This is a genomic window from Pseudomonas shahriarae (genome assembly GCF_014268455.2).
Classification (GTDB): domain Bacteria; phylum Pseudomonadota; class Gammaproteobacteria; order Pseudomonadales; family Pseudomonadaceae; genus Aquipseudomonas; species Aquipseudomonas shahriarae.
Genome location: NZ_CP077085.1, coordinates 1,855,873 through 1,878,661, shown reverse-complemented (window position 1 = coordinate 1,878,661; position 22,789 = coordinate 1,855,873). Strand labels below are relative to the sequence as shown.

Sequence of the window (22,789 nt, the reverse complement as noted above, 5' to 3'; positions counted from 1 at the left end):
TTGCTCGCGATAGCGCTAGATCAGTCAGCAACTAGGTAACTGACATACCGCTATCGCGAGCAAGCCCGCTCCCACATTTTGATCGGTGTTGACCTCAGGTCAGGCGTAGTAGTCCACGGCGCTGGAGCCGATGACGGATTGGGCTATCGGTGCCGCCACTTCAGTGACTTCGCCCGCAAGGCCTGCGTCATGCCCATCGCTGTGACCGCCACTGCCACTGACACCTCGCGCCTGGTTCTGCTGTTGCTCCTGACCCTGGCCCTGCCAGCCACGGGACTGGTCGGACACGTTCACGTCGACCTGGCCCATGCCCTGCTGGGCGAACATTTCCCGCAGGCGCCCGGACTGGCTCTCCAGGGCCTCGCGCACGGCGGCATGGCCGCTCATGAAGTTCACTTGGGCCTGCTGGTCGGCAGTGATATTCACGCGGATATCCAGGCGTCCCAGTTCGGCCGGCTGCAATTGGATATCGGCAGATTTGAGGTTGGCGCTGGACAGGTACATGACCCGGTTCACCACCTCCTCGGTCCAGCCACCCTGATGCATGGCCAGCGGCTGGTTATTCAGGGGCAAGGCGTTGGTGGTCTTGGGGGTGGCAGCCTGGGTCAAGGCGGCCAGACGATTGGCGAAGTCATCGACGCGAGTGTCACTGCTCGCGCCCTTCAAGTCCTTGAGGCCATCTTCGATCAGGCCGCTGAAAGCCTTCTCGCCACCCTGGTCAGTGCTGTCCTTGGCCGCCTGCTGGTCAACCATGGCCGCCAGGCCGTTGCTGAAGTTCTGCGCGGCGGTGGGTTCAGCCTGGGTCGGCAGGTTCTTTTGCGCTGCCTGGCTGCTGGCAGACACATGACCGCCCTGCTCCATCGCCAGGCGCACGGCTGGCAATGAGTCCAGTGGATCGGCTTCGGGGTCGAAAGGCACGACCTCTTCAGCGACCGCAGGGGTAGTCACCAGCAACGGCGCGGTGGCGTCATCCGCTACAGCGGCCTGGACCGCTACCGGAGCGGGTGTCACCGCCGCGACCGAAGCCGGATCGACCGCTGGCGGCGGGGTTTGCGCCAGATCCTTGTCCGCACCTTTGTCGTCATCGCCGGGGGCTGCCGCGTCGGCCTTGGCGGGCGGCGTGGCAGGCAAAGTCTTGCCGCTATCGGCAACCGCTGGAGCGCCAGCGGCAGGCTTGTCGTTGCCAACATCTTTCTTGGCGCTGGTGCTGGCTGGCTTGTCATGGCTCGGCTTGGGTGCCATATCCGCAGCCTTGGCCGGGGTCGCCTTGGACTCCTTGGCGAACACCTGTGCAAAGCCTGGCGCTTTGGCCCGCGTGTCTGCGGCCGTTGCCTGCGCATTCGCGGAGGACGCCTGGGGCTTGACCGCAGGAGCGGCTTGCAGGAGCGAGTTGGGGGCTAGAGGCATAAGTCAGGTCTCCGCTGCGCAGGGTCGAGGGCGCAGGCAGAAGATAGATAGCAAAAGTCGGGCCAGATTTTCAGGGCGGGCCTGCCGAGCCTAGAAGCGCTGGCGCTCCGACTCATACAGCGGCTTGACCAACGCAAACTCGTGATCAATCTGGTCGACCAGTTTGCCCAGGTCGGTAACCTCTTCCTTGGCCGACTCAGCCTCCAATCGCTGGCACAACAGCGCCAGGCGCACCGCACCGAGGTTGCCGCTGCTGCCCTTGAAGCTGTGGGCGATACGCCCCAGGGCCTTGGCGTCATCGCGCGCCTTGCGCAACGCTTCAACGCGCTTTTGCGAGTCATCGAGGAAGGTGTCGAGCAAGTGGGGGTATTCACCCTCCATCACTTCCTGCAAACCCACCAACACTTCAGGGTCCATATGTATCTGCGTCACTTGTTCGCTCCTTGATCAAGAATCGACGGATTATGCCAGAGCCTCCCAGCAAAACTCCACGCACACACTGCGCCCGCCATCTGTCCAACGTACATTGCTGCTCAGTTGCCGGACCAGGTTCAGCCCGCGCCCGGACAGACGGTCGATATCCAACGGCCGCGCCAGGACTGTTTCGACATCGAACCCGGCGCCGCTGTCTTCGATACGCAGGCTCAGGCAACCACCCGCCTCGGTTGGAACCACGTTCACATGCACACGCACGTGGCCGCTGTTCAACTGGTCGAGCCGCTCATTGCGCTGGCGATAATAGCTGGCAAAGCCCTGCACATCGCGTTTGAGTCGGGAGTCCAGGCCCAGCACGCCATGCTCCAGGGCATTGGAGTACAACTCGGCCATGACACTGTACAGCGCCCCGCTCTGGCCGCGCAGGCCATGTATTTCCAGGAGTAACTGCAACAGGTATGGCAATGGGTTGTAACGCTTGAGGGTCTCGGCACGAAACTCGAAGCTCACCGACCAGTCCAGCGGACAGGACTGGCCGCTGTCGGTGTACTGCAGAGGTGGCGCCAACAGCGATTGCTCGGCCAGCAGGGTGATTTCGACCAAGCTGATATCGTCCCGCACCTGCCCTCGGAATGCGGCAAGCGCCTGTTCGATTTCAACAAACAGTTGCTCAGGCTCACGGTTGGCGGCAAACACCCGTTGCAGGCGCTCGACCCCAAACAACTGGTCGTTGGCATCGGCGGTATCAATCACCCCATCGGACAGCAAGAACACCCGGTCGCCCAAGGCCATGGGCCAGACCTCGGTGCGGTCGTCAAAGACCTCGGGCGCCAGCACGCCCAGGGGTAAATGCCGCGACACCAGCGGCGTACGCCGCCCCGTGGCCACTTCATGCACATAGCCATCAGGCATGCCGCCGTTCCATACCTCCACCACCCGCCGCTGCTCACTGAGACACAACAGCGTGGCACAACAGAACATATCCACCGGCAGGATGCGCTTGAGCTTGGCGTTCATCTCCCGCAGGGTCTGCGCCAGGCCATAGCCCTTGGCGGTCATGCCGTAGAACACCTCGGCCAGGGGCATCGCGCCGACCGCCGCCGGCAAGCCATGCCCGGTGAAGTCGCCCAGCAGCACATGCATATCGCCCGACGGCGCATAGGCCGCCAGCAGCAGGTCGCCATTGAACAGCGCATAAGGCGATTGCAGGTAACGGATATTGTGCGCCGCGTTCAGGCAACCAGAGTGGGCGACCTTGTCGAACACCGCCTTGGCCACCCGTTGCTCATGCAGCAGGTAGTCATGGTGACGGGCGATCTGGTCGCGCTGCTCAAGCACGGTGGCCTGCAACCGGCGCAGGCGGTCCATGGCGTTGATCTTTGCGGCCAGGATGATCTGGTTATAGGGCTTGGCCAGGAAGTCATCGCCACCGGCATCCAGGCAGCGCGCCAGGGCTTCGCTCTCTTGCAGGGAGGTGAGAAAAATGATCGGCACCAGTGCTTCGCCGGCCAACTGCTTGATCTGCCGGGCCGCCTCGAAGCCGTCCATCACCGGCATCAGCGCATCCATCAACACCAGTTGCGGACGCTCACGGGCGAACACCTCGACCGCTTCCTGGCCATTACTGGCACTGAGCACCCGATGCCCCTGGCGGCGCACGATGCTCGACAGTAGCAGCCGGTCGGCAGCGCTGTCCTCGGCGATCAGTACCGTGAGGATGTCCAGAGCCTGGGCACTCAACTGATGTCGAACAGTTTGTCGAAGTTGGAAATAGCGAGGATCTTGCGCACATCGGAGTTGCTGTTGATCACGCGCACATCCGCGTCATCACCAGCGTGATCACGCAACAGCAGCAACATGCCCAGGGCCGAGCTGTCGAGGTAAGTGGCCTCTTTCAAGTCCACGACGTAGGTTTCGGGAACCTTGTAGAACCGCTCATAGGAATCACGAAAGGATTGATGACTGCCGAAATCGAACCGGCCCTTGATTGCGATCGTCAATTTCTTCCCATCCAGGGATACTTCTGACTCGACTGACATACGACTGCTTCCTTGTCGTGGGTATGTGCAACAAGGTTTAGCAGGTGATCGGAGAGTGGGCAACAAACGCAATCAAATGTGCGGTGCGCTTGTGTGGTGTGGGCTTGCCTGCGATAGCGGCTTATCAGAAAAAATGAGCGACGGATCCGCCGATATCGCAGCATGAGTATCTACACGACTCGCTTTTTTTTAGTTATTGGGTGTGAGTACATATCCATTGGTGCGGTTACGGCCACTTAGGGTTCCGCCCTTACGGCGGGTCACTTTTGGAAAAGAGCCCGGAGTGCCGGCCCAGCCAAAAGTAACCAAAAGGGCTCTTGCCCCACCACTCGGCACCTCGCCTAGGCTCGGTGTGCCCGTCATCCGACATTGATTTGGGGGGCCGCCGCGATGGGCCATCCATGGCCCAGCGCGGCTAACCCGGCGTCCTGCCGGGTTACCCCCCAAATCAATATCGGATGACGGCCAGCGTGGTTTAACGGGGCGCCTCAGATCAAAATCACAAGCAAAGCGAGGCGGCCTGACAGCCGACCTGATCGTCGAAGCGTGCGCGTACCCTGTGGGAGCTGGCTTGCCTGCGATGGTCGTTAACGATGACAAATGAATACCTGACACTCTGATGTGTTCTTTCGGGCGTCATCGCAGCGATGCGGCGATCCGACAAGCCAGCTCCCACAGGGGGGAATGCAGCTTCGCGCTCTGGCATTGCTGTTGCTGTTGCTGTTGCTCTGCTTTTGATCTGGCTTTTGATCTCAGGCGCCCCGTTAAACCACGCTGGCCGCAGGCAGGTATTGCGCAGTGGGCACCCCGGCATGGATGCCGGGGTAGCCGCGACACGGCCATGGATGGCCGATCGCGGCGGGCCCACGGAGCAATGCCTGACTGCGGGCATGCCGAGCCTAGGCGAGGCACCGAGTGGTGGGGCAAAAGCGCTTTGGTTACTTTCGCGCTCTTCGAAAGTGACCCGCCGTAAGGGCGGAACCAATAGCCGCCATAACCGCAGCAACGGATATGCACACACCCCCAACAACCCAAAAAGAGCAAGTCGCGTAGATACTCATGGCTATCGCAATTTTTGCCTACCGACGCGGCTAGTATTGATCCTGGCGCGGCAGGCGCTGGGACAGTTCATCGAGCAACTTCTGCTCGCGCTTGTCCTCCAGGGCCCGCGCCTCATCGATGTAACGCTGCACCAGCTTGCGCAGGCCCTCGACCCGGGCGTAGGCCTGTTGCCAGCCTTCGCGGGCTTTGTCGAGGTTGTTCTGGTGCCAGGCCAGGCTCTGGCGCTGCTGGCCGACGGCGCTTTCCAACTGGTTGAGAAAGTGCTGATAGTTCATCAGCCACTGCCCGGAAACACCCTTGCTGCCGCGATCAATCCACTGCTGTTGGTACTCGCCGCGAAAGCGCTCCAGGTCACCGAGCTTACTCTCGGCCAGGCGCACCTGGCCCTGGAAATGCCCCAGGCGCTGGGCGGCGGTGCGTTCGGCGCTTTCGGCCATCTCCACCACGGGAGCAAGGCGCGCGGCGCGACTGGTTGCCATGGCCGGTTAACCGCCAGGCGCAGGGGCGAACACCGACGCCAGGTGCGCTTCGCTTTCGGCCATGCTGATATTGTCGTTCAGGCCCTGGCGCAGGTAGGTCACCAGTTGCGGTTGCAGGGCAATCGCCAGGTCGGTCTCGCGGTCGCCACCGGCCACATAGGCCCCCACGCTGATCAGGTCGCGGCTCTGTTGGTAGCGCGACCACAACTGCTTGAACTGCTGGGCGCGGGTCATATGCTCGGCGCTGACCACCGACGGCATCACCCGGCTGATGGACGCTTCGATATCAATGGCCGGGTAGTGCCCTTCCTCGGCCAGGCGCCGGGACAGCACGATATGCCCGTCGAGCACACCCCGCGCCGAGTCGGCAATCGGGTCCTGCTGGTCATCGCCTTCAGAGAGTACGGTGTAGAACGCCGTGATCGAGCCACCACCGGCCTCGGCATTACCCGCCCGCTCCACCAGCTTGGGCAGCTTGGCAAATACCGATGGCGGATAGCCCTTGGTTGCCGGCGGCTCGCCAATGGCCAGGGCGATTTCCCGCTGGGCCTGGGCGAAACGGGTGAGGGAGTCCATCAGCAACAGGACATTCTTGCCCTTGTCGCGAAAATATTCGGCAATCCGCGTGCAGTACATAGCCGCGCGCAGACGCATCAGCGGCGCATCGTCCGCCGGCGAGGCCACCACGACCGAGCGCTTGAGGCCCTCTTCACCGAGGATATGCTCGATGAACTCCTTGACCTCACGGCCCCGCTCGCCAATCAGGCCGACCACGATAATGTCGGCCTCGGTAAAGCGCGTCATCATGCCCAGCAGCACACTCTTGCCCACACCGGTACCGGCGAACAGGCCCAGGCGCTGGCCGCGACCTACCGTCAATAAACCGTTGATACAGCGAATACCCACGTCCAGCGGCTGGCTGATGGGGTTGCGCTTGAGCGGGTTGATGGTCGGGCCGTCCATTGGCACCCAGTCTTCGGCCTTCATCCCGCCCTTGCCGTCGAGGGCGCGGCCGGCGCCGTCGAGTACCCGGCCGAGCATGCTCATGCCCATCGGTAGGCGCCCGGTATCGGCCAGTGGCACGACCCGCGCCCCCGGTGCGATACCGGCAAGACTGCCCACCGGCATCAGGAATATCTTGCTGCCGGAAAAGCCCATGACTTCCGCTTCCACCTGCACCGGGTGGTAGCTGTCATCGTTGATCACCAGGCAGCGGCTGCCCATGGCGGCGCGCAGGCCCTCGGCTTCAAGGGTCAGGCCGACCATGCGCAGCAGGCGGCCCTCTAGGATCGGCTGGCCGGGCAACTCGGTGGCTTCGGCATAAGCGCCCAGGCGTTTGGCGAAGCTGGTGCGGTCAAGGCGCATCCGGGGCGTCCAGGTCGATGCTCAGGTCGGGCGCCGCCGGATGCAGCACCTGCTCGTGCAACTGGTCGAACAGCTTGGCCATGATCTGCGCAATGCGCGTCTCGACCGTAGCGTCGATACGACTGTGCTCGGTCTCGACCCGGCAACCGCCAGGCTGCAACGCGGCATCCTCGACAATCCGCCAAGTCTCCTCATGGCGCTCGCGCAGGGCTTTGACCTGCTCGAAATCCTGAGGGTTGATGTACAGCCGCACATTGCCAACGCCCAGGGGCAGCAACTTGAGGGCTTCGCGCATCACGCTTTCAATCTGGCTGGAGTCCAGCACCAACTCACGCTGGATAACCTGGCGGGAGATGTGTTCCACCAGGCCCACCATGGACTTTTCCAACTGCGAATCCTGCTCGGCAATCGGCGCGAACAGGCTGCCCATCAGGCGTTCCAGGCTGGCCAGCTTGGCACTCAGGGCCGCGTCAGCTTCCTGGCGAACCTTGAGCGTGGTGCTGTGAAACCCTTCTTTCTCGCCGGTGGCAAAGCCTTCGTTGTAAGCCTCCTGGCGGATGCTTTCGAGTTCTTCGAGGGTCAGTGGCTGGACTTCGTCCAGGGGCACTTCTTCCATCTCCACCGGCACTTCTTCGACCGGCTCAGGCTCGGGCTCAGGCCTATGCGGGTCGAAGCTGGGCAGCGACCAGACGTCGAACCCGCCGACGTCCCGGGCGCGAATCAGATCGCTGGGCGTCTCATCATTGTTCGACATGCGCTGCGCCTTAAATCATTTCTTCGCCGCCCTTCCCGCCGAGAACGATTTCTCCGGCTTCGGCCATACGGCGGGCAATGGTGAGGATTTCTTTCTGTGCGGTTTCCACGTCGCTGACGCGCACCGGACCCTTGGCTTCGAGGTCGTCGCGCAACAGTTCCGAGGCACGCTTGGACATGTTCTTGAAGATCTTTTCCTTGACGCCCTCGTCCGAGCCCTTGAGGGCCAGCACCAGCACATCGGAGGACACTTCACGCAGCAACGCCTGGATGCCACGGTCGTCGACATCGGACAGGTTGTTGAACACGAACATGAGGTCTTCGATCTGCACCGACAGGGTGTCGTCGATCTCGCGGATCGAGTCCATCAACTGGCCTTCCACCGAGCTGTCGAGGAAGTTCATGATGTCGGCCGCGCGCTTGATACCACCCAGGGTGGTACGGGCCGCGTTGGAGTTGCCGGAGAACTGCTTCTCCAGAATGGTGTTCAGTTCTTTCAAGGCCGCCGGTTGCACGGTGTTCAACGACGAGACGCGCAGGATGATGTCCAGGCGCACCTTGTGGTCGAAATGGCCGAGCACTTCGCCGGCCTGGTCCGGGTCCAGGTAGGCCACGACAATCGCCTGGATCTGCGGGTGCTCGTAACGGATCACGTCCGCCACCGCCCGTGGTTCCATCCACTTGAGGCTGTCGAGGCCGCTGGTGTTGCCGCCCAGCAGGATGCGGTCGATCAGGCCGTTGGCTTTGTCTTCGCCCAGGGCCGAGGTGAGCATCTTGCGGATGTAGCTGTCGGAGCCGACACCCAGGCTGGTCTGGTCGCCGACGATCTCGACGAACTCGCTCATCACCTGCTCGACTTGCTCGCGGTGCACATTGCGCATCTGCGCCATGGCCACACCGACCCGTTGCACTTCCTTGGGGCCCATATGGCGCAGCACTTGGGCAGCGTCGGTCTCACCCAGGGACAGCAGCAGCACGGCGGCTTTGTCGACCCGGGTCAGCTTGGCAACAGAGGCTCGATTATCACTCATCTGCGTTGATCCACTCTTTCACGACCTGGGCCACACGACCCGGGTCTTCTGCCACCAGACTTTTGATTGCATTCAACTGCGCGTCATACCCTTCACTCGGGCTTGGCAGCAGAATGCTCTGCGGCCCGCCGAGGCTGACGCGGTCGTTGGCCAGTTCGCCATCCAGGCCGCCCATGCCACCCAACTCGACATCGCCGAACGGCGCCAGCTGCTTCTTGCCGTGGCCGGTGATGTTGTTGAGCACAGGGCGCAGCACGCCGAACACCAGCACCAGGATGAACAACACCCCCAGCACTTGTTTGACGATGTCCCAGAACCAGGGTTGAGAGTAGAACGGAATATCGGCGATCACCTCAGCGCGCTCCAGGGAGAACGGCATGTTGATCACGCTGACACTGTCGCCACGGCTGGCATCGAAGCCCACGGCGTCCTGCACCAGGCGCGTGAAGCGCGCCAATTCATCGGCGGTCCACGGCGCGCGGGTGGTTTCGCCGTTGGCGGCGTTGATCTTGACCTGGTCATCCACCACCACCGACACCGACAGGCGGTTCAAGCGCCCTTGCTGTTGCTTGGTGTGGCTGATGGAGCGGTCCAGCTCGAAGTTCTTGGTGGACTGCTGACGCTTGTCAGCCGGGTATGGCGCGAGCATTGGCTGGCCGGTGGCCGGGTCCATGATTTGCTGGCCGTTGGCGTCCAACAGCGGCTGGCCGGGCTGGATCGCGCTGGCGGTCGCGGCGGCGCCACCGGTGGTTTGCGGGGCACTGGCCGGGGCTGGCGGCTGATTGCTCAGGGCGCCGGGTACGCCTTGCGGAGGACCATTGGCGGCAGTGCGCTGTTCGCTGGTCGATTGCTCGCTGCGCAGGGCCGGCTGGTCGGGGTTGAACTGCTCGGAGGTCGACTCGACAGCGCTGAAGTCCACGTCGGCAGACACTTCGGCCTTGTAGCGGTCGTTGCCCAGTACCGGCTGCAGGATGTTGTGCACGCGCTGGGTGAGCATGCTTTCCATGCGGCGGCTGTAGTCGAACTGCTTGCCGGCCATGGTCAGCGCGGAGTTTTCCGCCTGGTCGGAAAGCAGGTTGCCTTTCTGGTCGACCACGGTGATCTGTGATTTGCTCAACTCGGGAACGCTGGTCGCCACCAGATTGACGATGGCCAGGACCTGGCCCGGCTCCAGGGAGCGCCCGGCAAACAGCTCGACCAGTACCGAGGCGCTGGGCTTGCGCTCATCGCGTACGAATACCGAGCTTTTCGGGATGGCCAGGTGCACACGGGCACCCTTGACGTTATTCAGGCTGGCGATGGTGCGCGCCAGTTCGCCTTCCAGGCCACGACGGTAGCGGGTGGCTTCCATGAACTGGCTGGTACCCAGGCCCTGGTCTTTGTCGAGGATCTCAAAGCCGATGTTGCCATCGGTCGGCGCCACGCCCGCGCCGGCCAGCTTCAAGCGGGCACGGGCGACGTCGTCGGCCTTGACCAGCAAGGCGCCGGAGTTGGGCTCGACGGTGTAGGCAATATCGGAGGCGGCCAGGGTTTCCATGACCTGCTTGGCGTCCATCCCCGCCAGACTGCCATAGAGCGGCCGGTAATCAGGCTGCTGGGACCACAACACCACGGCAAAACCAATTGCCACGCTGGCAGCCAGACCGACCATCAGGCCCACCTGACGCAACATGGTCATTTCGGAGAGGTTTTCCAGGAACGACAGGCCAAACAGCGGCGGTTTGCCGTCTGTCTTGGCGGGTACGTTATCCACGACTGCTTCTGCCATGACTTAAATCTCGTCCTTAAACCGGCATCTGCATGATGTCTTGATAAGCCTGAACCAGCTTGTTACGCACCTGGGTCAAGGCCTGGAAGGAAACGCTGGCTTTCTGCGAAGCGATCATCACGTCGGTGAGGTCCACGCCGCTCTTGCCGATTTCAAAGGCCGTCGACAGTTGGCTGGAGGCCTGCTGGGTATCGCTGACTTTGTTGATGGCTTGACCGAGCATATCGGCAAAGCTGCTTTGGCCCAATTCCGGCGCTTGTGCGACGGATTTCGGCTGGGACATGGCGTCCATTTGCATGGATCGCATATCCAACATCAACCGATTGAACTCAACACCTTGGCTCATGAACTTCTCTCTCCGACGACCCGCAATTTTTTGACACTACGCAGCGGTTAGTACGGGTAGTAGCAACAAGGGTGCCAGCTCCTTGGCAACTCGTAAGAAAAGCCGACAAACCTTGTCAGCTGATGTGTATCTCAGCTCGCGAAAAGGAATGCTTCCACATCCATCCCGGCATCGCGCATTTGCGCCAGCTTGTAGCGCAGGGTGCGCGGGCTGATGCCCAGGCGCTCGGCCGCTTCTTTGCGGCGGCCACGCTCGGCGCGCAGGGTGTCGATGATCATCTGGAATTCACGGCGACGCAGGTCGTCACCAAGACCGCCAGCGGCCTCGGCCGGGGCGCTTTCCTGTGGGGCCGGGGCCAGGCTCGGCATTGGCGCGCTACCGGCGCCGACGGCCAGGCAGAAGTCCTGGGGCTGGATCAGGCCGCCCTGCTGCAAAATCAGCGCGCGCTGGATCGCGTTGTCCAGCTCGCGCACGTTGCCGGGCCATGGGTAACTGATCAGGCAAGCCTGGGCTTCGGCCGACAGGCGCGCCTGAGCGTGCTTCATTTTATTGACGTGCTTGCTCAACAGGCGCTCGGCCAGCGGCACGATATCGGCCGGGCGTTCACGCAACGGGCGCCAGGCCAACGGGAACACCGAGAGCCGATAGAACAGATCTTCGCGGAAGCGCCCTGCTGCCACTTCGCCAGCAAGGTCGCGGTTGGTGGTGGCGACCACGCGGATATCCAGCTGGATCGGCTTGCGCGCGCCCACCCGCTCCACTTCGCGCTCTTGCAGCACGCGCAGCAGCTTGGCTTGCAGGCCCAGGGGCATTTCGGAGATTTCGTCGAGCAGGATGGTGCCGCCATCGGCCTGCTCGAACTTGCCGGCCTGGGCGGCGATGGCGCCGGTGAACGAGCCCTTTTCATGGCCGAACAAGGTGGCTTCGAGCATGTTGTCGGGGATCGCCGCGCAGTTGATCGCGATAAACGGCTGGCTGGCGCGGTGAGATTGCTGGTGGATGTAGCGCGCCAACACCTCCTTGCCGGTGCCGGACTCGCCGGAGATCAGCACCGTGGAATCACTGCGGGCGACCTTGGCCGCCAGCTCCAGCAATTGCGCACTGGCCGGCTCGACAGCAATCGGGCCCTCGCCGTCTGCAACACCCACGACGCCAAGCGCATGGCGCGCCACCAGCTCAATCAGGGCCTTGGGTTCGAAGGGCTTGACCAGGTAGTCTGCCGCGCCCTGGCGCATGGCATCGACGGCGCGCTCCACCGCGCCGTGGGCGGTCATCAACAGCACCGGCAGTTGCGGCTGGCGTGCGCGCAGCAGGCCTAGCAACTGGTGGCCGTCCATGCCGGGCATGTTGACGTCGCTGACCACCAGGCTGAAGGACTCTTGCTCCACGGCCTGCAAGGCTTCCTCGGCCGAACCGACCGCCCGATAGTCATGGCCCGCCAACAGCAGCGTGTCAGCCAGTGCTTCACGCAGGGCGCGATCGTCTTCAACCAGTAAAACCTTGATAGCCATTTATCCTTACTCCCATCCTTTTCAAGGTTTTTGAAAAGGCAGCTGCATTTGGTGCCCCGTGGTGAGGGGGGCAAGCCCCCTCGCCACAGGTCGTATGCGTGTTCTTTACTCCGCGCTGGCCGCGCCGGAAAACAGCGGCAGCGTTATCAATGCACAGGTGCCGCGCCCCACACGGGAACGCAAGTGCAATTCTCCCTGATGGGCACGGGCCACTGCCTTGACCACGGTCAGCCCGAGACCGGTGCCATTGGTCTTGGTGGTAAAAAAGGGTTCACCCAGGCGCTGCAACACCGCCGGATCAATCCCACTGCCGCTGTCACTGATGCACAGGCGCAGGGTTTGCTCACGGCTGTACAGGTGCACTTTGAGGCGCGCACCCGGGCCGCTGGCCTGGCTGGCGTTTTCGATCAGGTTGAGCAGCGCACCCACCAGGGTGTCGCGGTTACACAGCAACTCACCCCAATGACTGTCGCACTGCCAGCGCACCGAGGCTTCCTGGACATGGGTGGCAGCGGCGGCCTGCAGCGCCTGCAGCAAGGCGGCAGGCGTGACCCGGTCGGTCAGCGGCAACTCGCCCCGGGCGAAGACCAGCATGTCGCGTACCTGGTGCTCCAACTCATGCAGGCGCTCCTTGAGCCGTCCGGCAAACCGCTGATGGGTGGCGGCCGGCAATTGTTCATCAGTCAAATGACTGGCGTAGATCAACGCGGCGGACAGCGGTGTGCGAATCTGATGCGCCAAAGAAGCAACCATCCGCCCCAGGGACGACAGGCGCTCATGGCGCGCCAATTGGTCTTGGAGGTGCCGGGTTTCCGTCAGGTCGTTGAGCAGCACCAGTTGGCCGGGCTCAGCGTCCAGGGAACGGGTGGCGATGGACAGGCGGCGCCCATCCTTGAGGGAAATTTCGTGGCCGTCGTCTTCACGGGGGGCAAAGCAGCGCGTGATGACATGGCGCCACAGCTCGCCTTCCAGCGGCAGGCCCAGCAGGTCGCAGGCCGCGGGGTTGGCTTCGCGTACGCGGCCCTGGTCGTCGATCACGATCACGCCACCGGGTAACAGGTCGAGAAGGTTTTGCAGACGGTTGGCCAGGCGCTCTTTCTCGGCCAGCTCTTGCATGCGCTGGGCACTGACCACCGCCAACTCGCCCTTGAGCTCCGAAACCCGGGCTTCCAGCAAGCTGTAGGAGTCCGTCAACTGGCTGGACATCTGGCTGAACAGCGAAAACGCCTGCTCAAGCCCTTGCCGGCTGATCTGCTCTACGGACGGGACAAGTCCCTGGGTGTCAGGGACTGAAGAAAGGTGGGCGGCGTGGGGCATCGTGCTCTCTCGCTTGGCTGACCGTCAGTTAAACGGAACGTTGCGAGTGCTATAGCAATACCCGTGCCGGAAAAAATATCCTTATTTTTCAGTAGGTTAAAAAACAGGCGTCAATCATCCGCCTGTTCATCACCTTCACGACGGCTCATGCCGTACTTGCGCATCTTCTCTACCAGCGTGGTGCGGCGGATGCGCAGGCGCTCGGCGGCGCGGGCAACGATGCCATTGGCGTCGTCCAAGGCTTGCTGGATCAGCCCTTGTTCGAGGCTGCCGAGGTAGTCCTTCAGGTCCAGGCCTTCGGGCGGCAGCATGGCGGTGGCGCCGAAGTTCGGGGTATGGCCATTGATCGCCACCCGCTCCTCGAGATCACTGCGCAGGCTGTCCACCAGCTGTTCGTCTTCGTCATCGACATAGCGGAACTTCTTGGGCAGCTCGACCACGCCGATCACCCCGTATGGATGCATGATTGCCATGCGCTCCACCAGGTTGGCCAGCTCGCGCACGTTGCCCGGCCAGCCGTGGCGGCACAGGGACATGATCGCGGCGGAGTTGAAACGGATCGAGCCGCGCTTTTCGTGTTCCATGCGCGAGATCAGTTCGTTCATCAGCAACGGGATGTCTTCCACACGCTCGCGCAGCGGGGCCATCTCGATGGGGAATACGTTGAGGCGGTAGTACAGGTCTTCGCGGAAGCTGCCGACCTCGATCATGCTTTCGAGGTTCTTGTGCGTCGCGGCAATGATCCGCACATCGACGCTCTGGGTCTTGTTGCTGCCCACGCGCTCGAAGGTGCGCTCCTGCAACACGCGCAGCAGCTTGACCTGCATCGGCAATGGCATATCGCCGATTTCGTCGAGGAACAGGGTGCCACCGTTGGCCAGCTCAAAACGCCCGGCACGGCTGGTGATCGCCCCGGTAAAGGCGCCCTTCTCGTGGCCGAACAGTTCGCTTTCGAGCAGTTCTGCCGGGATCGCCCCGCAGTTGACCGGCACAAAAGGTCCGTCGCGGCGCTTGGAGTGGTAATGCAGGTTACGTGCGACCACTTCCTTGCCGGTGCCTGACTCGCCGAGGATCAGCACGCTGGCGTCGGTATCGGCCACTTGCTGCATCATCTGGCGCACGTGCTGAATCGCACGGCTGGTGCCGACCAGGCTGCGGAACAGGTTGGGTTCGCGGTGACGTCCGCGCTCGCGGGCCTGGTCGTACATCTCGCGATAGACCTGGGCACGGTGCAGGGAGTCGAGCAATTTGCTGTAGCTGGGGGGCATTTCCAGGGTGGAAAGTACACGGCGGCGCTGGTCTTCCGGCAAATCCACGGAAGAAATATCACCCATCAGCAACACCGGAAGGAACTCATCCCAGGTTGAGAGTGTCTTTAACAGGCCCAGAACTGCGCCAGGAGCGTTTACCGTCCCGATCAGCACACAGATGACTTCACGGCTCGACGACAAAGAGCTGACAGCCTGCTGCCAATCATGGCTGCCGCAGGGCAAATTTTCTTCGCCAAGAAAATTCAAAATCACCGCCAGGTCGCGGCGGCGAACGCTATCGTCATCGATCAGCAGAATTTTGGTTTCACGCCACATGCAATAGCAACTTCCCTAGTAAAACTCAAATGCCCTCGAATCGGGGCAATCTAGATAGCTGTAGGCGTTTTCTGCGCTACGGATACCTGACGTCTGAAAATAGCACTAGTTAAGTCAAAATTATGCGAACAGTCAAATTTATGACGCACCATGTTCGGATTAACTGAGCCAGATCAGCCGAACAGATGGTAAACCTTTGACGCATTTTTCGCTTGGTTGATCTGCGACATCTCTTCAAATATCGCCTGGCGCTCGCCGGTCGTCACTTCCAGCAACTGCTGGTAGACCGCTAACAGGCTCTCCAGCTTCTCCCGCAGCGCGTCCTCGTCCACCGGCGCTTCGCTGAGCACCTCGTCGATCCAGACACGGCAGCCCATGTCCAATTCGCTGATCGCATCCCAATTGCGCTCTGCCAGCGCGCCAACCAAGGCGTCGCGGGTTTCGTCGATCCGTTGCAGTGCGTGGCTCATGCTGTGTTCCTCAAGGCCGACGGCCCTATTGTGGCGCGATGGCATCCCAGCCACTTTTGACAGTAATCAACAACCGTGCGACTTCGTCGATCATGTCGGCATCGTTGACGCCATTGGCCTCAACCAGACGGTTACTCATGTACTCGTACAACGCATCCAGTTGCTGCACCGCCGCTGGATCTTCGGCTTTTTCCGGCTCCAGGCCATCACGCAGGCCGGAGATGATTTCAATCGCCTTGCCCAGCATCAGGCCCTTCTGGGCGATATCACCACGGCTCAATGCGCCCTTGGCCTGAGCCATGCGATCGAGGCCGCCTTCCATCAGCATCTGCACCAGACGGTGCGGGCTGGCTTCGGAGATCTGGGCGTGGGAATTGACCTTCTGGTATTGGCGAAGGGCTCTCATAGGGTTCATGTTGCTACCTCGTTACAGGCCACAGTCAAATAGGATTGCTTAAGTAGTTTTTCGACTGTACCGAGAAAAACTTTAATCCCTCACCGAGTGCCCGGGCCCTTTTTCAGGGCCTGCGGGCGCACCATTCATCAGTTCGACTTAGGATTGTTCAGCGCGTTGAGGGTGGTCATGATGCTGGAACTGCGGGAGTTGATCTGCGCGATCATCGTGTCCATGGCGGTGTACTTGGCCGACAGGGACTTCTGCAGGGCTTCCATGCGGCGGTCCAGGTCAACCTTTTCAGTGGTCAGATCAGTCAGCTTGTTGTTGAGATCTGTCGCACGGGTCGCCAGGGTGCCGGTGGTACCGACATAGCTGCTGGTCGCCTTGTTCATGCGCGTGATCAGGCCGGTGTCGCCGGTGAACATCTTGGCGATATCGCCTGCGCCCTTGACCACAGCCTTGTCCCACGCCTTGTCTTCCAGGCTCAACAAGCCGGTTTTCTGGTCAGTGGTGATGCCCATCTGGGCCAGACTGCTAATGCTGCCCACACCCTTGCCGTTGACCAGCTCGGAACGCAGGCTGGAGACCAACTGACGCATCGACGCATCACCGGTCAAGGCCCCCGCTGTAGTGGTGGAAGCATCGCCGGTGGCGGTGACCTTGGTCTGGGTGTTGATGGCAGTCATCAGCGCGTTGTAGGCGGTGACGAACGACTGCACCGAGGTCTTCAGGGTGTCGGTGTTGCTGGCTACGGTCAGCGTAACCTTTTTTTCCAGGTCACCATCCAGCAGCTCCAGGGTCACGCCGCTGATCGCGGAAGTGATCTTGTTGCTGGTGGACTCCATCACGACATCATCGATGGAGTATATGGCGTTCACCGGCGACGTACCCTTGTCATAACCGACCGCCAGCTCCGAGTCACCACTGAGGGTGATGTCGGTGCCTACACCGCTAGTGCTGGAGGTCAAGATCAGGCGCCCGCCGTTGGAGTCACTCAGAACGTTGGCACTGATGCCCTGGGCAGAAAGCTGGGTATTGATGGATTCGCGAACCTCTTGCAAGGTCGCGCCTCCAGGCACCAATACATCGTAGTTTTTACCCGACTGGGTAATCGTCAGCGTCTGAGTCTCATCGCTAGCGTTGGCCTTGCCCGAGGCGCCACCTTCGATGACTTTGCTGGAGACCTTGGACGAGGTCGCCAGATTCTCCACCTTAAGGACGTATTTGCCAGGGGCCGCGCCGTCACCCAGGGTGACCTTGGCGTTTTTTTCTTCGGAGGTCGTGGCGGCCAGACCATTGAAGGCGGACTGGTTGTTCAACTTGGTGATTGCCGCCTGGTAGGCTTCCAGCGCCGTTTTCACAGAGCCCACGGCCGACAGTTTGACGGTGGCGTCTTTCTGCTGGGCGGTGATCTGCGCCTCTTTGGGCGCGCGTTCGGCCCCCACCAACGCCTTGACGATGGCTTGGGTGTCGTAGCCCGAACCTGGGCCGGAAATCGTTGAACTAGCCATTTGCTACTCTCCTTGTCCTGCGGTTGCCGCTTTTTTGGCGTACGAACGCCCAAGCAGCAATCAGAAACATGTTTCGTGCCAACTCAAGCCCTTGTATCAAACAACAGGCTGCTGGCATCGCTCAGGTTCTGCGCCAGCTTCAGCGCAGTCTCCGATGGAATTTGTCGAATCACTTCGCCACTGTCGGTAGCGATCACCTTGACCACTACTTTGCCGGTGGAGTCATCGATGGAAAAATCCAGGTTGCGCTGTGAAGCCTGCACAAACTCACGCATATCGGTAACAGCTTTTTCCAATGCCACGCGCTGTGGCTCCTCGGCGGGTTCGGTCTCGGCCTGCGGGACAGGCTTGGCCTGGGTCGCAGCCGTGGCGGGAGCCTGGGTGGTAGCAGCCGGGTATGACGCGTTCAGCTTGATGCTCATGTCCATGTCATCACCTCCAAACTGAAAAAACGGAAGGGCACGTTAGCACCCCCCCGTTGATTAACCGCTAGCCGATATTACTGAAGCAGCTTCAGTACAGCGGATGGCAGTTGGTTGGCCTGGGACAGGATCGCAGTGGAAGCCTGTTGCAGGGTTTGTTGCTTGGTCAGTTCAGCGGCTTCGGAAGCGAAGTCAGCGTCTTCTACGCGGCCTTTGGCAGCCGAGGAGTTCTGCGAAATGCTCTGCAGGTTGGCCACGGTGCTGGCGAAACGGTTTTGCACCGCACCCAGCTGCGAACGCTGGCTGTCGATCTGCTGCATGGCGTCGTCCAGGGCCTGGATGGCTTGCTGGGACGAAGCGGCGGACAGGATGTTCAGGTCGGAAACGGTGGTTTCCAGGGTAACAGCGGTAGTGGTGCCAGCTGTCAGACCCAGTTTCTCCAGACCGGTACCTGCGCTACCGTCAGCGATAACGATGTTCTTGTCAGCGAACAGCGACAGAGTACCGTCAGCAGCTTTGCTAGCCATAACACCGGTGCTGGCGCTGTTGATCGAAGCTACGATCGCGTCGCTGGTATCGCCCTTCTTGAATTTGACTTCTACGCCGTTCAGGCTGATCGAAGTGTCTTCGGTCAGTTTGGCTTGGGAGGTACCTGCAGCCAAACCCAGTTGCGACAGCGAGCCGCTGACAGTGTTGGTCAGTTTGACATCGTTGCCATCTTCAGACGTAACCTTGATGCGACCATCAGTACCGATTGCGGCGGAGGCGATACCACCTACAGCGGTAATACCGTCCAGTACATCTTGAATGGTGCTGGTTGCAGTCCAAGCAACATTAGTACCATTGACGGAGATACCACCGACGGCCCCCATAGCTGCAGCACCAGTCTTGGGCGACGAGCCAGTAGCTGGGGTTACAGCTGCAAGGCCAAGCTTGCCTGCATCAGCACCACCGATGGTGATTTGAGAAGAAGAGGTAAGAGTGAACACACCCGTGGTGTCGTCGAACGATGCAGTTACAGTAGGATCGGCAGCTTGGATTCTTGCAGCTACAGCCGTACCGAAATCACCATCCGCCAACCCAGTGATTGCATTGCCATTAATGGTAATTACATCAGCAGCAAGAATTGAAGACCCGCCACCACCAGCGGTCAGGGTCAGATCAGCTGTACTCGTGGCCGTTGCAGTACCAGTAGACAATACGGAACCAGTAGAGGTCGCGCTCAAGCCTTCCATCGCAGTACCAGCGACGGTCGCTTCACTGAAATTACCTTTCAGAGCAGTAGCGCTGATATCAGTCATACCGAACGAGATAGTCTCGTTGGCGTTGGCGCCGATCTGGAACGCCACGTTGTTGAACGAGCCGTCCAGCAGGTTACGACCACCAAAGGTGGTGGTGGAAGCGATGCGGTTCAGCTCGCCCACTTTAGCGGTGAATTCTTGTTGCAGGGAAACACGGTCAGCGTCGCTTTTATCACCGTTCGCCGCTTGCAGGGCGAGTTCACGCAGACGCTGCAGGGTGTTGGTGGATTCTTGCATTGCGCCTTCAGCGGTCTGGGCGATCGAAACACCGTTGTTGGCGTTAGCGATGGCAACGTTCAGGCCTTTGACCTGGTTGTTCAGACGGTTGGCGATCTGCATGCCAGCGGCGTCGTCTTTGGCGCTGTTGATTTTCAGGCCGGAAGACAGACGGTTCATCGACTGGCTCAAAGCGTCGGATGCTTTGTTCAGGTTCTTCTGGACGCCCAGGGAAGTGATGTTGGTGTTTACGGACATTGCCATGACGAAATCCTCGTGAGTTGGATACTGCGGCTTCCGGCCCTGGCAACCGCCGGGTGTGGCCTAGAGAACCTTCGTAATAGTTATCGTCGTGAATGCAGGTTGCTTGAGGATTTTTTTGAGTTTTTTTGCTAGCCCTGTGCCACCCCTTGTATTTCAAGGCCTTATAGATGGCCGAAATGCCAGCAATCACGGGTTACTGGCGCCAGAACCCCGCCTCGACACCCGCATAAAAAAACGCCCATGATCTTTCGACCCTGGGCGTTTTTTATGCAGCCTATCAAAGCATCACGGCCGATAGATAATCGCCGAGCCCCACGACAGGCCCACGCCAAACCCGCTCAGGGCGACGCGCTTCCACTCGGCGTCCATCACGTGCTTTTCCAGCAGCAGCGGAATGCTCGACGACACGGTGTTGCCGGTCTCGACCATGTCCTTGATGAATTTCTCCACCGGCGCATCTTCAAAACGCCGCGCCACGGCGTCGACAATCGCCGCGCTGCCCTGGTGGATGCAGAACGCGTCGATATCATCGGCCACAAGGTTCGACTCTTTGAGCAGCTCGTGCAGGTGCGCGGGCACCTTCAGCAGGGCAAAGTTGAAAACCTGGCGGCCGTTCATGAAGAACACGCCATCGCTGACCTTCAAGTGCGGTGCGCCGGAGCCGTCGGTGCCGAACTTGGCCTTGCCCAACTGCCAGGGGGCGTCTTCGCCCATCCAGGTGGCGGTGGCGGCGTCGCCGAACAGCATGGTGGTGTTGCGGTCTTCCGGATCGACGATCTTCGAGTACGGGTCGGCGGTCACCAGCAGGCCGTTTTTCAGGCCGGCGGCTTCCATGAAACCTTTCATCGCGTAGATACCGTAGACGTAGCCGGAACAGCCCAGGGAGATATCGAAGGCCGCGACGTGGGTCGGCAGGCCCAGCTTGTCCTGGACGATGGCGGCGGTGTGCGGCAGCCCTTCTTCGTCGCCGTTCTGGGTCACGACGATCAGCGCGTCGATCGACTCACGCTTGAGCTCGGGGTTGTTGGCAAACAAGGCATTGACCGCCTCGACGCACAAATCCGAGGTTTCCTGTGCAACATCCTTGCGCGGCAGGAATGCCGAGCCGATCTTGCCAATGATGAACTCTTCATCCTTGGCGAATTTTGCACCCTGGGCGTAGTTGTCCAGCCCTTCTGCCGGCACGTAGCTGGCGATGCTTTTTATGCCAATCATTGTGGCTTCCCAATACAAAATAGCTGGAGAACACCCCTGAAAATCCTTCAGGGGCGCTGACAATAAAGGGGATAACCCCGCAAAAAACCATCGAAGTCGCCTTGACCTGGGCCTGAAAGATGGCTTGGCCTTTTCACACGATACAGTGAAGATGCGCTTTATGACTCATAGGTCACTCATTTTTGTGCGCTTTGTTTAAAAGCCTGCGCCAGAAACGACAACGGCCCACCCTGTTTCCAGGGTGGGCCGTCGGGTCTTGCCAGGCCGATTACATCCGGCTGAACAGGCTCAACTGGGAGATTTTCACAAAGGCCAGCTGCGAGGCCTCCAGCATTGCCTTCTGGAACGCCAGGTCAATCGAGGCGGTAGCCACATCGGTATCACCAATGGCGGCGGTGGTCGATTTGTTGGCCAGCACCATGCTGGTGTTCTCGGTCTCCTGGATCGCCAGCGAGTTCAACCGCGCACCAATGGAGCCCCGCACCCCATCAACCTGGGCCTGGGAGGCCTTGATATTGGTAATGGCAGCATTGACCACATCGGTCAGCTTGGCCTGGGCAATCGGGTCGCCGTCAGAAGGGGTTTCCAGGGCCTGGCGCAGTTGGCTGAGGGTATCCAGGGCATTTTGCGTCTTGTGGGTGTTGGAGCCCACGGCGAACTGGTCACCGATGTCCGGTGCGCCGGTGATGTCAAACTTCACGCCAGCGGCCGTGATGCTGTCTGGCGTGGCGGGCACAGGCGGTGGACCCGGCAGGGCTGGCGTACCCGGCACCACAGTGCCGCTGGAAACCGGCTTGCTATCGGCGGTGATCGGCTGGGCATACACCTCATACTCTGTGGTCGAGGTAAATTTGATCACCGCGCCTTTGTTCGGGAAGGTGCTGCTGTAGTCCGCCTGGCTGGTGACGGTGCCGCCCGACAACTGCGCCGAGGTTTGGTTGCTCGGCGTACGCGAGACACTGAAGCTGTCCGGCTTGCTTTGCAGGGTGAATTCACGGTCCTTGTACACCGCGTCAGCCTCAGCACCGGGCTTGGCATCCCCCAGGTTCTGGTCGACATCAAAAGTCACGCCGCGCACGGTGACCGAAGCACTGCCTTCCTTGGTCGCATCGAACTTGCCGTTACCCGGGGTTTGCGCGGTGATGTCGTTGCCTGCCGCATCCGTCACGGTGTATTCGGTGCTGCTGAGGAACGTCAGTTTGTATGGTTGGCCGTCAGTGAAGCTGCTGTCATAAGTCGACGGCGACGTGACGATGCCGCCCGAAACCAGCACCTTGCCATCGTTGACCGAACCGGTCGCCTGGGTACGCCCCGCATTGACCGTACCTTCCAGGATCGACTTGCCGGTGTCATTGACCACCATCGACAAGGTGTCGGAAACCTTCAGGCTCAGCGGCGTTTCATCGCCCTGATAGCTGTAGGTGCCGTCGCTGTTGCGGGCGTATGGCGGGGTGTCGCTCTTGCCGCCGGCAAACAGGTAATGACCGGACGAATCCTTGCTGTTAAGCAAGCTCAGGACCTGCTTTTCGATTTCACCAATCTCGGCGGCAACGGCCTTGCGGTCGTCATCACTGATACCGCCACCGCCCTTGCCCGCCACCTTGAGCGACAACTCACCCGCGCGCGCCAGGGCGGTGTCGATACTGGCAAGCACGCTTTCCTCGCTGTTAAGCGAGTTCTTCATGCTGCTGATATTGCCCGCGTACTGCCCCAACATATCCTGCTGCTGCTGCAGCAGCAGCAAACGCGCCGCGCCCACCGGATCATCTGCCGCCGTCTGGATGCGCACGCCGGAGTCGATCTGCTGCTGGGTCTTGGTGACGTTGGAGAAGTTGTTGGTATAACGCGCAGTCGTGGTATTGAAATACTGTTCTGTCGAGATTCGCATCGTCTC

Annotated in this window: 20 protein-coding genes; all 20 read right to left on the bottom strand. The window is 60.8% G+C overall.

What is annotated here, in order from left to right; translation table 11 throughout:
• Positions 1 to 99: 99 nt before the first annotated feature.
• The 20 genes from HU773_RS08415 to HU773_RS08320 all read right to left on the bottom strand — a co-directional run bounded on the left by HU773_RS08415 (position 100) and on the right by HU773_RS08320 (position 22,783).
• Entirely contained in the window at positions 100 to 1,407 is a 1,308-nt protein-coding gene (locus tag HU773_RS08415; protein ID WP_186625961.1) for a flagellar hook-length control protein FliK, read from the bottom strand.
• Positions 1,408 to 1,497: 90 nt separating this feature from the next.
• Entirely contained in the window at positions 1,498 to 1,839 is a 342-nt protein-coding gene (locus tag HU773_RS08410) for an Hpt domain-containing protein (protein WP_057438808.1), read from the bottom strand.
• A 30-nt stretch (positions 1,840 to 1,869) separates the two neighbouring features.
• A complete protein-coding gene (locus HU773_RS08405; protein ID WP_057960241.1) occupies positions 1,870 to 3,582 on the bottom strand; it encodes an ATP-binding SpoIIE family protein phosphatase in 1,713 nt (570 codons plus the stop codon).
• A complete protein-coding gene (locus HU773_RS08400; protein WP_057438807.1) occupies positions 3,579 to 3,881 on the bottom strand; it encodes an STAS domain-containing protein in 303 nt (100 codons plus the stop codon). The genes HU773_RS08405 and HU773_RS08400 overlap by 4 nt, the downstream gene beginning before the upstream one ends.
• Positions 3,882 to 4,972: 1,091 nt before the next feature.
• Complete coding sequence (gene fliJ, locus HU773_RS08395) at positions 4,973 to 5,422, bottom strand: flagellar export protein FliJ (protein ID WP_057444567.1); 450 nt, start codon at positions 5,420 to 5,422, stop codon at positions 4,973 to 4,975.
• Between the two features lie 6 nt (positions 5,423 to 5,428).
• Positions 5,429 to 6,787, bottom strand: coding sequence for a flagellar protein export ATPase FliI (gene fliI / locus HU773_RS08390; RefSeq protein ID WP_057438806.1), 1,359 nt, complete (start codon positions 6,785 to 6,787; stop codon positions 5,429 to 5,431).
• The gene (gene fliH, locus HU773_RS08385; protein ID WP_120732238.1) at positions 6,777 to 7,541 is read right to left on the bottom strand and encodes a flagellar assembly protein FliH; all 765 of its coding nucleotides are present in this window, start codon (positions 7,539 to 7,541) and stop codon (positions 6,777 to 6,779) included. The genes fliI and fliH overlap by 11 nt, the downstream gene beginning before the upstream one ends.
• 10 nt (positions 7,542 to 7,551) lie before the next feature.
• Positions 7,552 to 8,571, bottom strand: coding sequence for a flagellar motor switch protein FliG (gene fliG, locus HU773_RS08380; RefSeq protein WP_029292514.1), 1,020 nt, complete (start codon positions 8,569 to 8,571; stop codon positions 7,552 to 7,554).
• The gene (gene fliF / locus HU773_RS08375) at positions 8,564 to 10,339 is read right to left on the bottom strand and encodes a flagellar basal-body MS-ring/collar protein FliF (protein ID WP_115127660.1); all 1,776 of its coding nucleotides are present in this window, start codon (positions 10,337 to 10,339) and stop codon (positions 8,564 to 8,566) included. The genes fliG and fliF overlap by 8 nt, the downstream gene beginning before the upstream one ends.
• 16 nt (positions 10,340 to 10,355) lie before the next feature.
• Positions 10,356 to 10,685 carry a flagellar hook-basal body complex protein FliE gene (fliE, locus tag HU773_RS08370; protein WP_057438803.1) on the bottom strand — a complete coding sequence of 110 codons (330 nt, stop codon included), beginning with the start codon at positions 10,683 to 10,685 and terminating at the stop codon, positions 10,356 to 10,358.
• 131 nt (positions 10,686 to 10,816) lie between these two features.
• On the bottom strand, positions 10,817 to 12,196 hold the full coding sequence (locus HU773_RS08365) for a sigma-54-dependent transcriptional regulator (protein ID WP_057960245.1): 1,380 nt from the start codon (positions 12,194 to 12,196) through the stop codon (positions 10,817 to 10,819).
• 105 nt (positions 12,197 to 12,301) lie between these two features.
• On the bottom strand, positions 12,302 to 13,513 hold the full coding sequence (locus HU773_RS08360) for a sensor histidine kinase (protein ID WP_057438801.1): 1,212 nt from the start codon (positions 13,511 to 13,513) through the stop codon (positions 12,302 to 12,304).
• 110 nt (positions 13,514 to 13,623) lie between these two features.
• On the bottom strand, positions 13,624 to 15,099 hold the full coding sequence (locus HU773_RS08355; RefSeq protein WP_057960246.1) for a sigma-54 dependent transcriptional regulator: 1,476 nt from the start codon (positions 15,097 to 15,099) through the stop codon (positions 13,624 to 13,626).
• Between the two features lie 173 nt (positions 15,100 to 15,272).
• Positions 15,273 to 15,569 (bottom strand): flagellar protein FliT, encoded by a 297-nt coding sequence (fliT, locus tag HU773_RS08350; RefSeq protein WP_057438799.1) that lies wholly within the window; start codon positions 15,567 to 15,569, stop codon positions 15,273 to 15,275.
• 25 nt (positions 15,570 to 15,594) lie between these two features.
• Complete coding sequence (gene fliS / locus HU773_RS08345) at positions 15,595 to 15,984, bottom strand: flagellar export chaperone FliS (protein ID WP_029292498.1); 390 nt, start codon at positions 15,982 to 15,984, stop codon at positions 15,595 to 15,597.
• A 128-nt stretch (positions 15,985 to 16,112) separates the two neighbouring features.
• Complete coding sequence (fliD, locus tag HU773_RS08340; protein WP_186626281.1) at positions 16,113 to 17,477, bottom strand: flagellar filament capping protein FliD; 1,365 nt, start codon at positions 17,475 to 17,477, stop codon at positions 16,113 to 16,115.
• A gap of 83 nt (positions 17,478 to 17,560) precedes the next feature.
• On the bottom strand, positions 17,561 to 17,905 hold the full coding sequence (locus tag HU773_RS08335) for a flagellar protein FlaG (RefSeq protein ID WP_120732229.1): 345 nt from the start codon (positions 17,903 to 17,905) through the stop codon (positions 17,561 to 17,563).
• A 71-nt stretch (positions 17,906 to 17,976) separates the two neighbouring features.
• Complete coding sequence (locus HU773_RS08330) at positions 17,977 to 19,680, bottom strand: flagellin N-terminal helical domain-containing protein (protein ID WP_186626280.1); 1,704 nt, start codon at positions 19,678 to 19,680, stop codon at positions 17,977 to 17,979.
• Between the two features lie 285 nt (positions 19,681 to 19,965).
• On the bottom strand, positions 19,966 to 20,895 hold the full coding sequence (locus HU773_RS08325; protein ID WP_120732225.1) for a ketoacyl-ACP synthase III: 930 nt from the start codon (positions 20,893 to 20,895) through the stop codon (positions 19,966 to 19,968).
• Between the two features lie 268 nt (positions 20,896 to 21,163).
• On the bottom strand, positions 21,164 to 22,783 hold the full coding sequence (locus tag HU773_RS08320; RefSeq protein WP_186626279.1) for a flagellar hook-associated protein 3: 1,620 nt from the start codon (positions 22,781 to 22,783) through the stop codon (positions 21,164 to 21,166).
• Positions 22,784 to 22,789 lie beyond the last annotated feature (6 nt).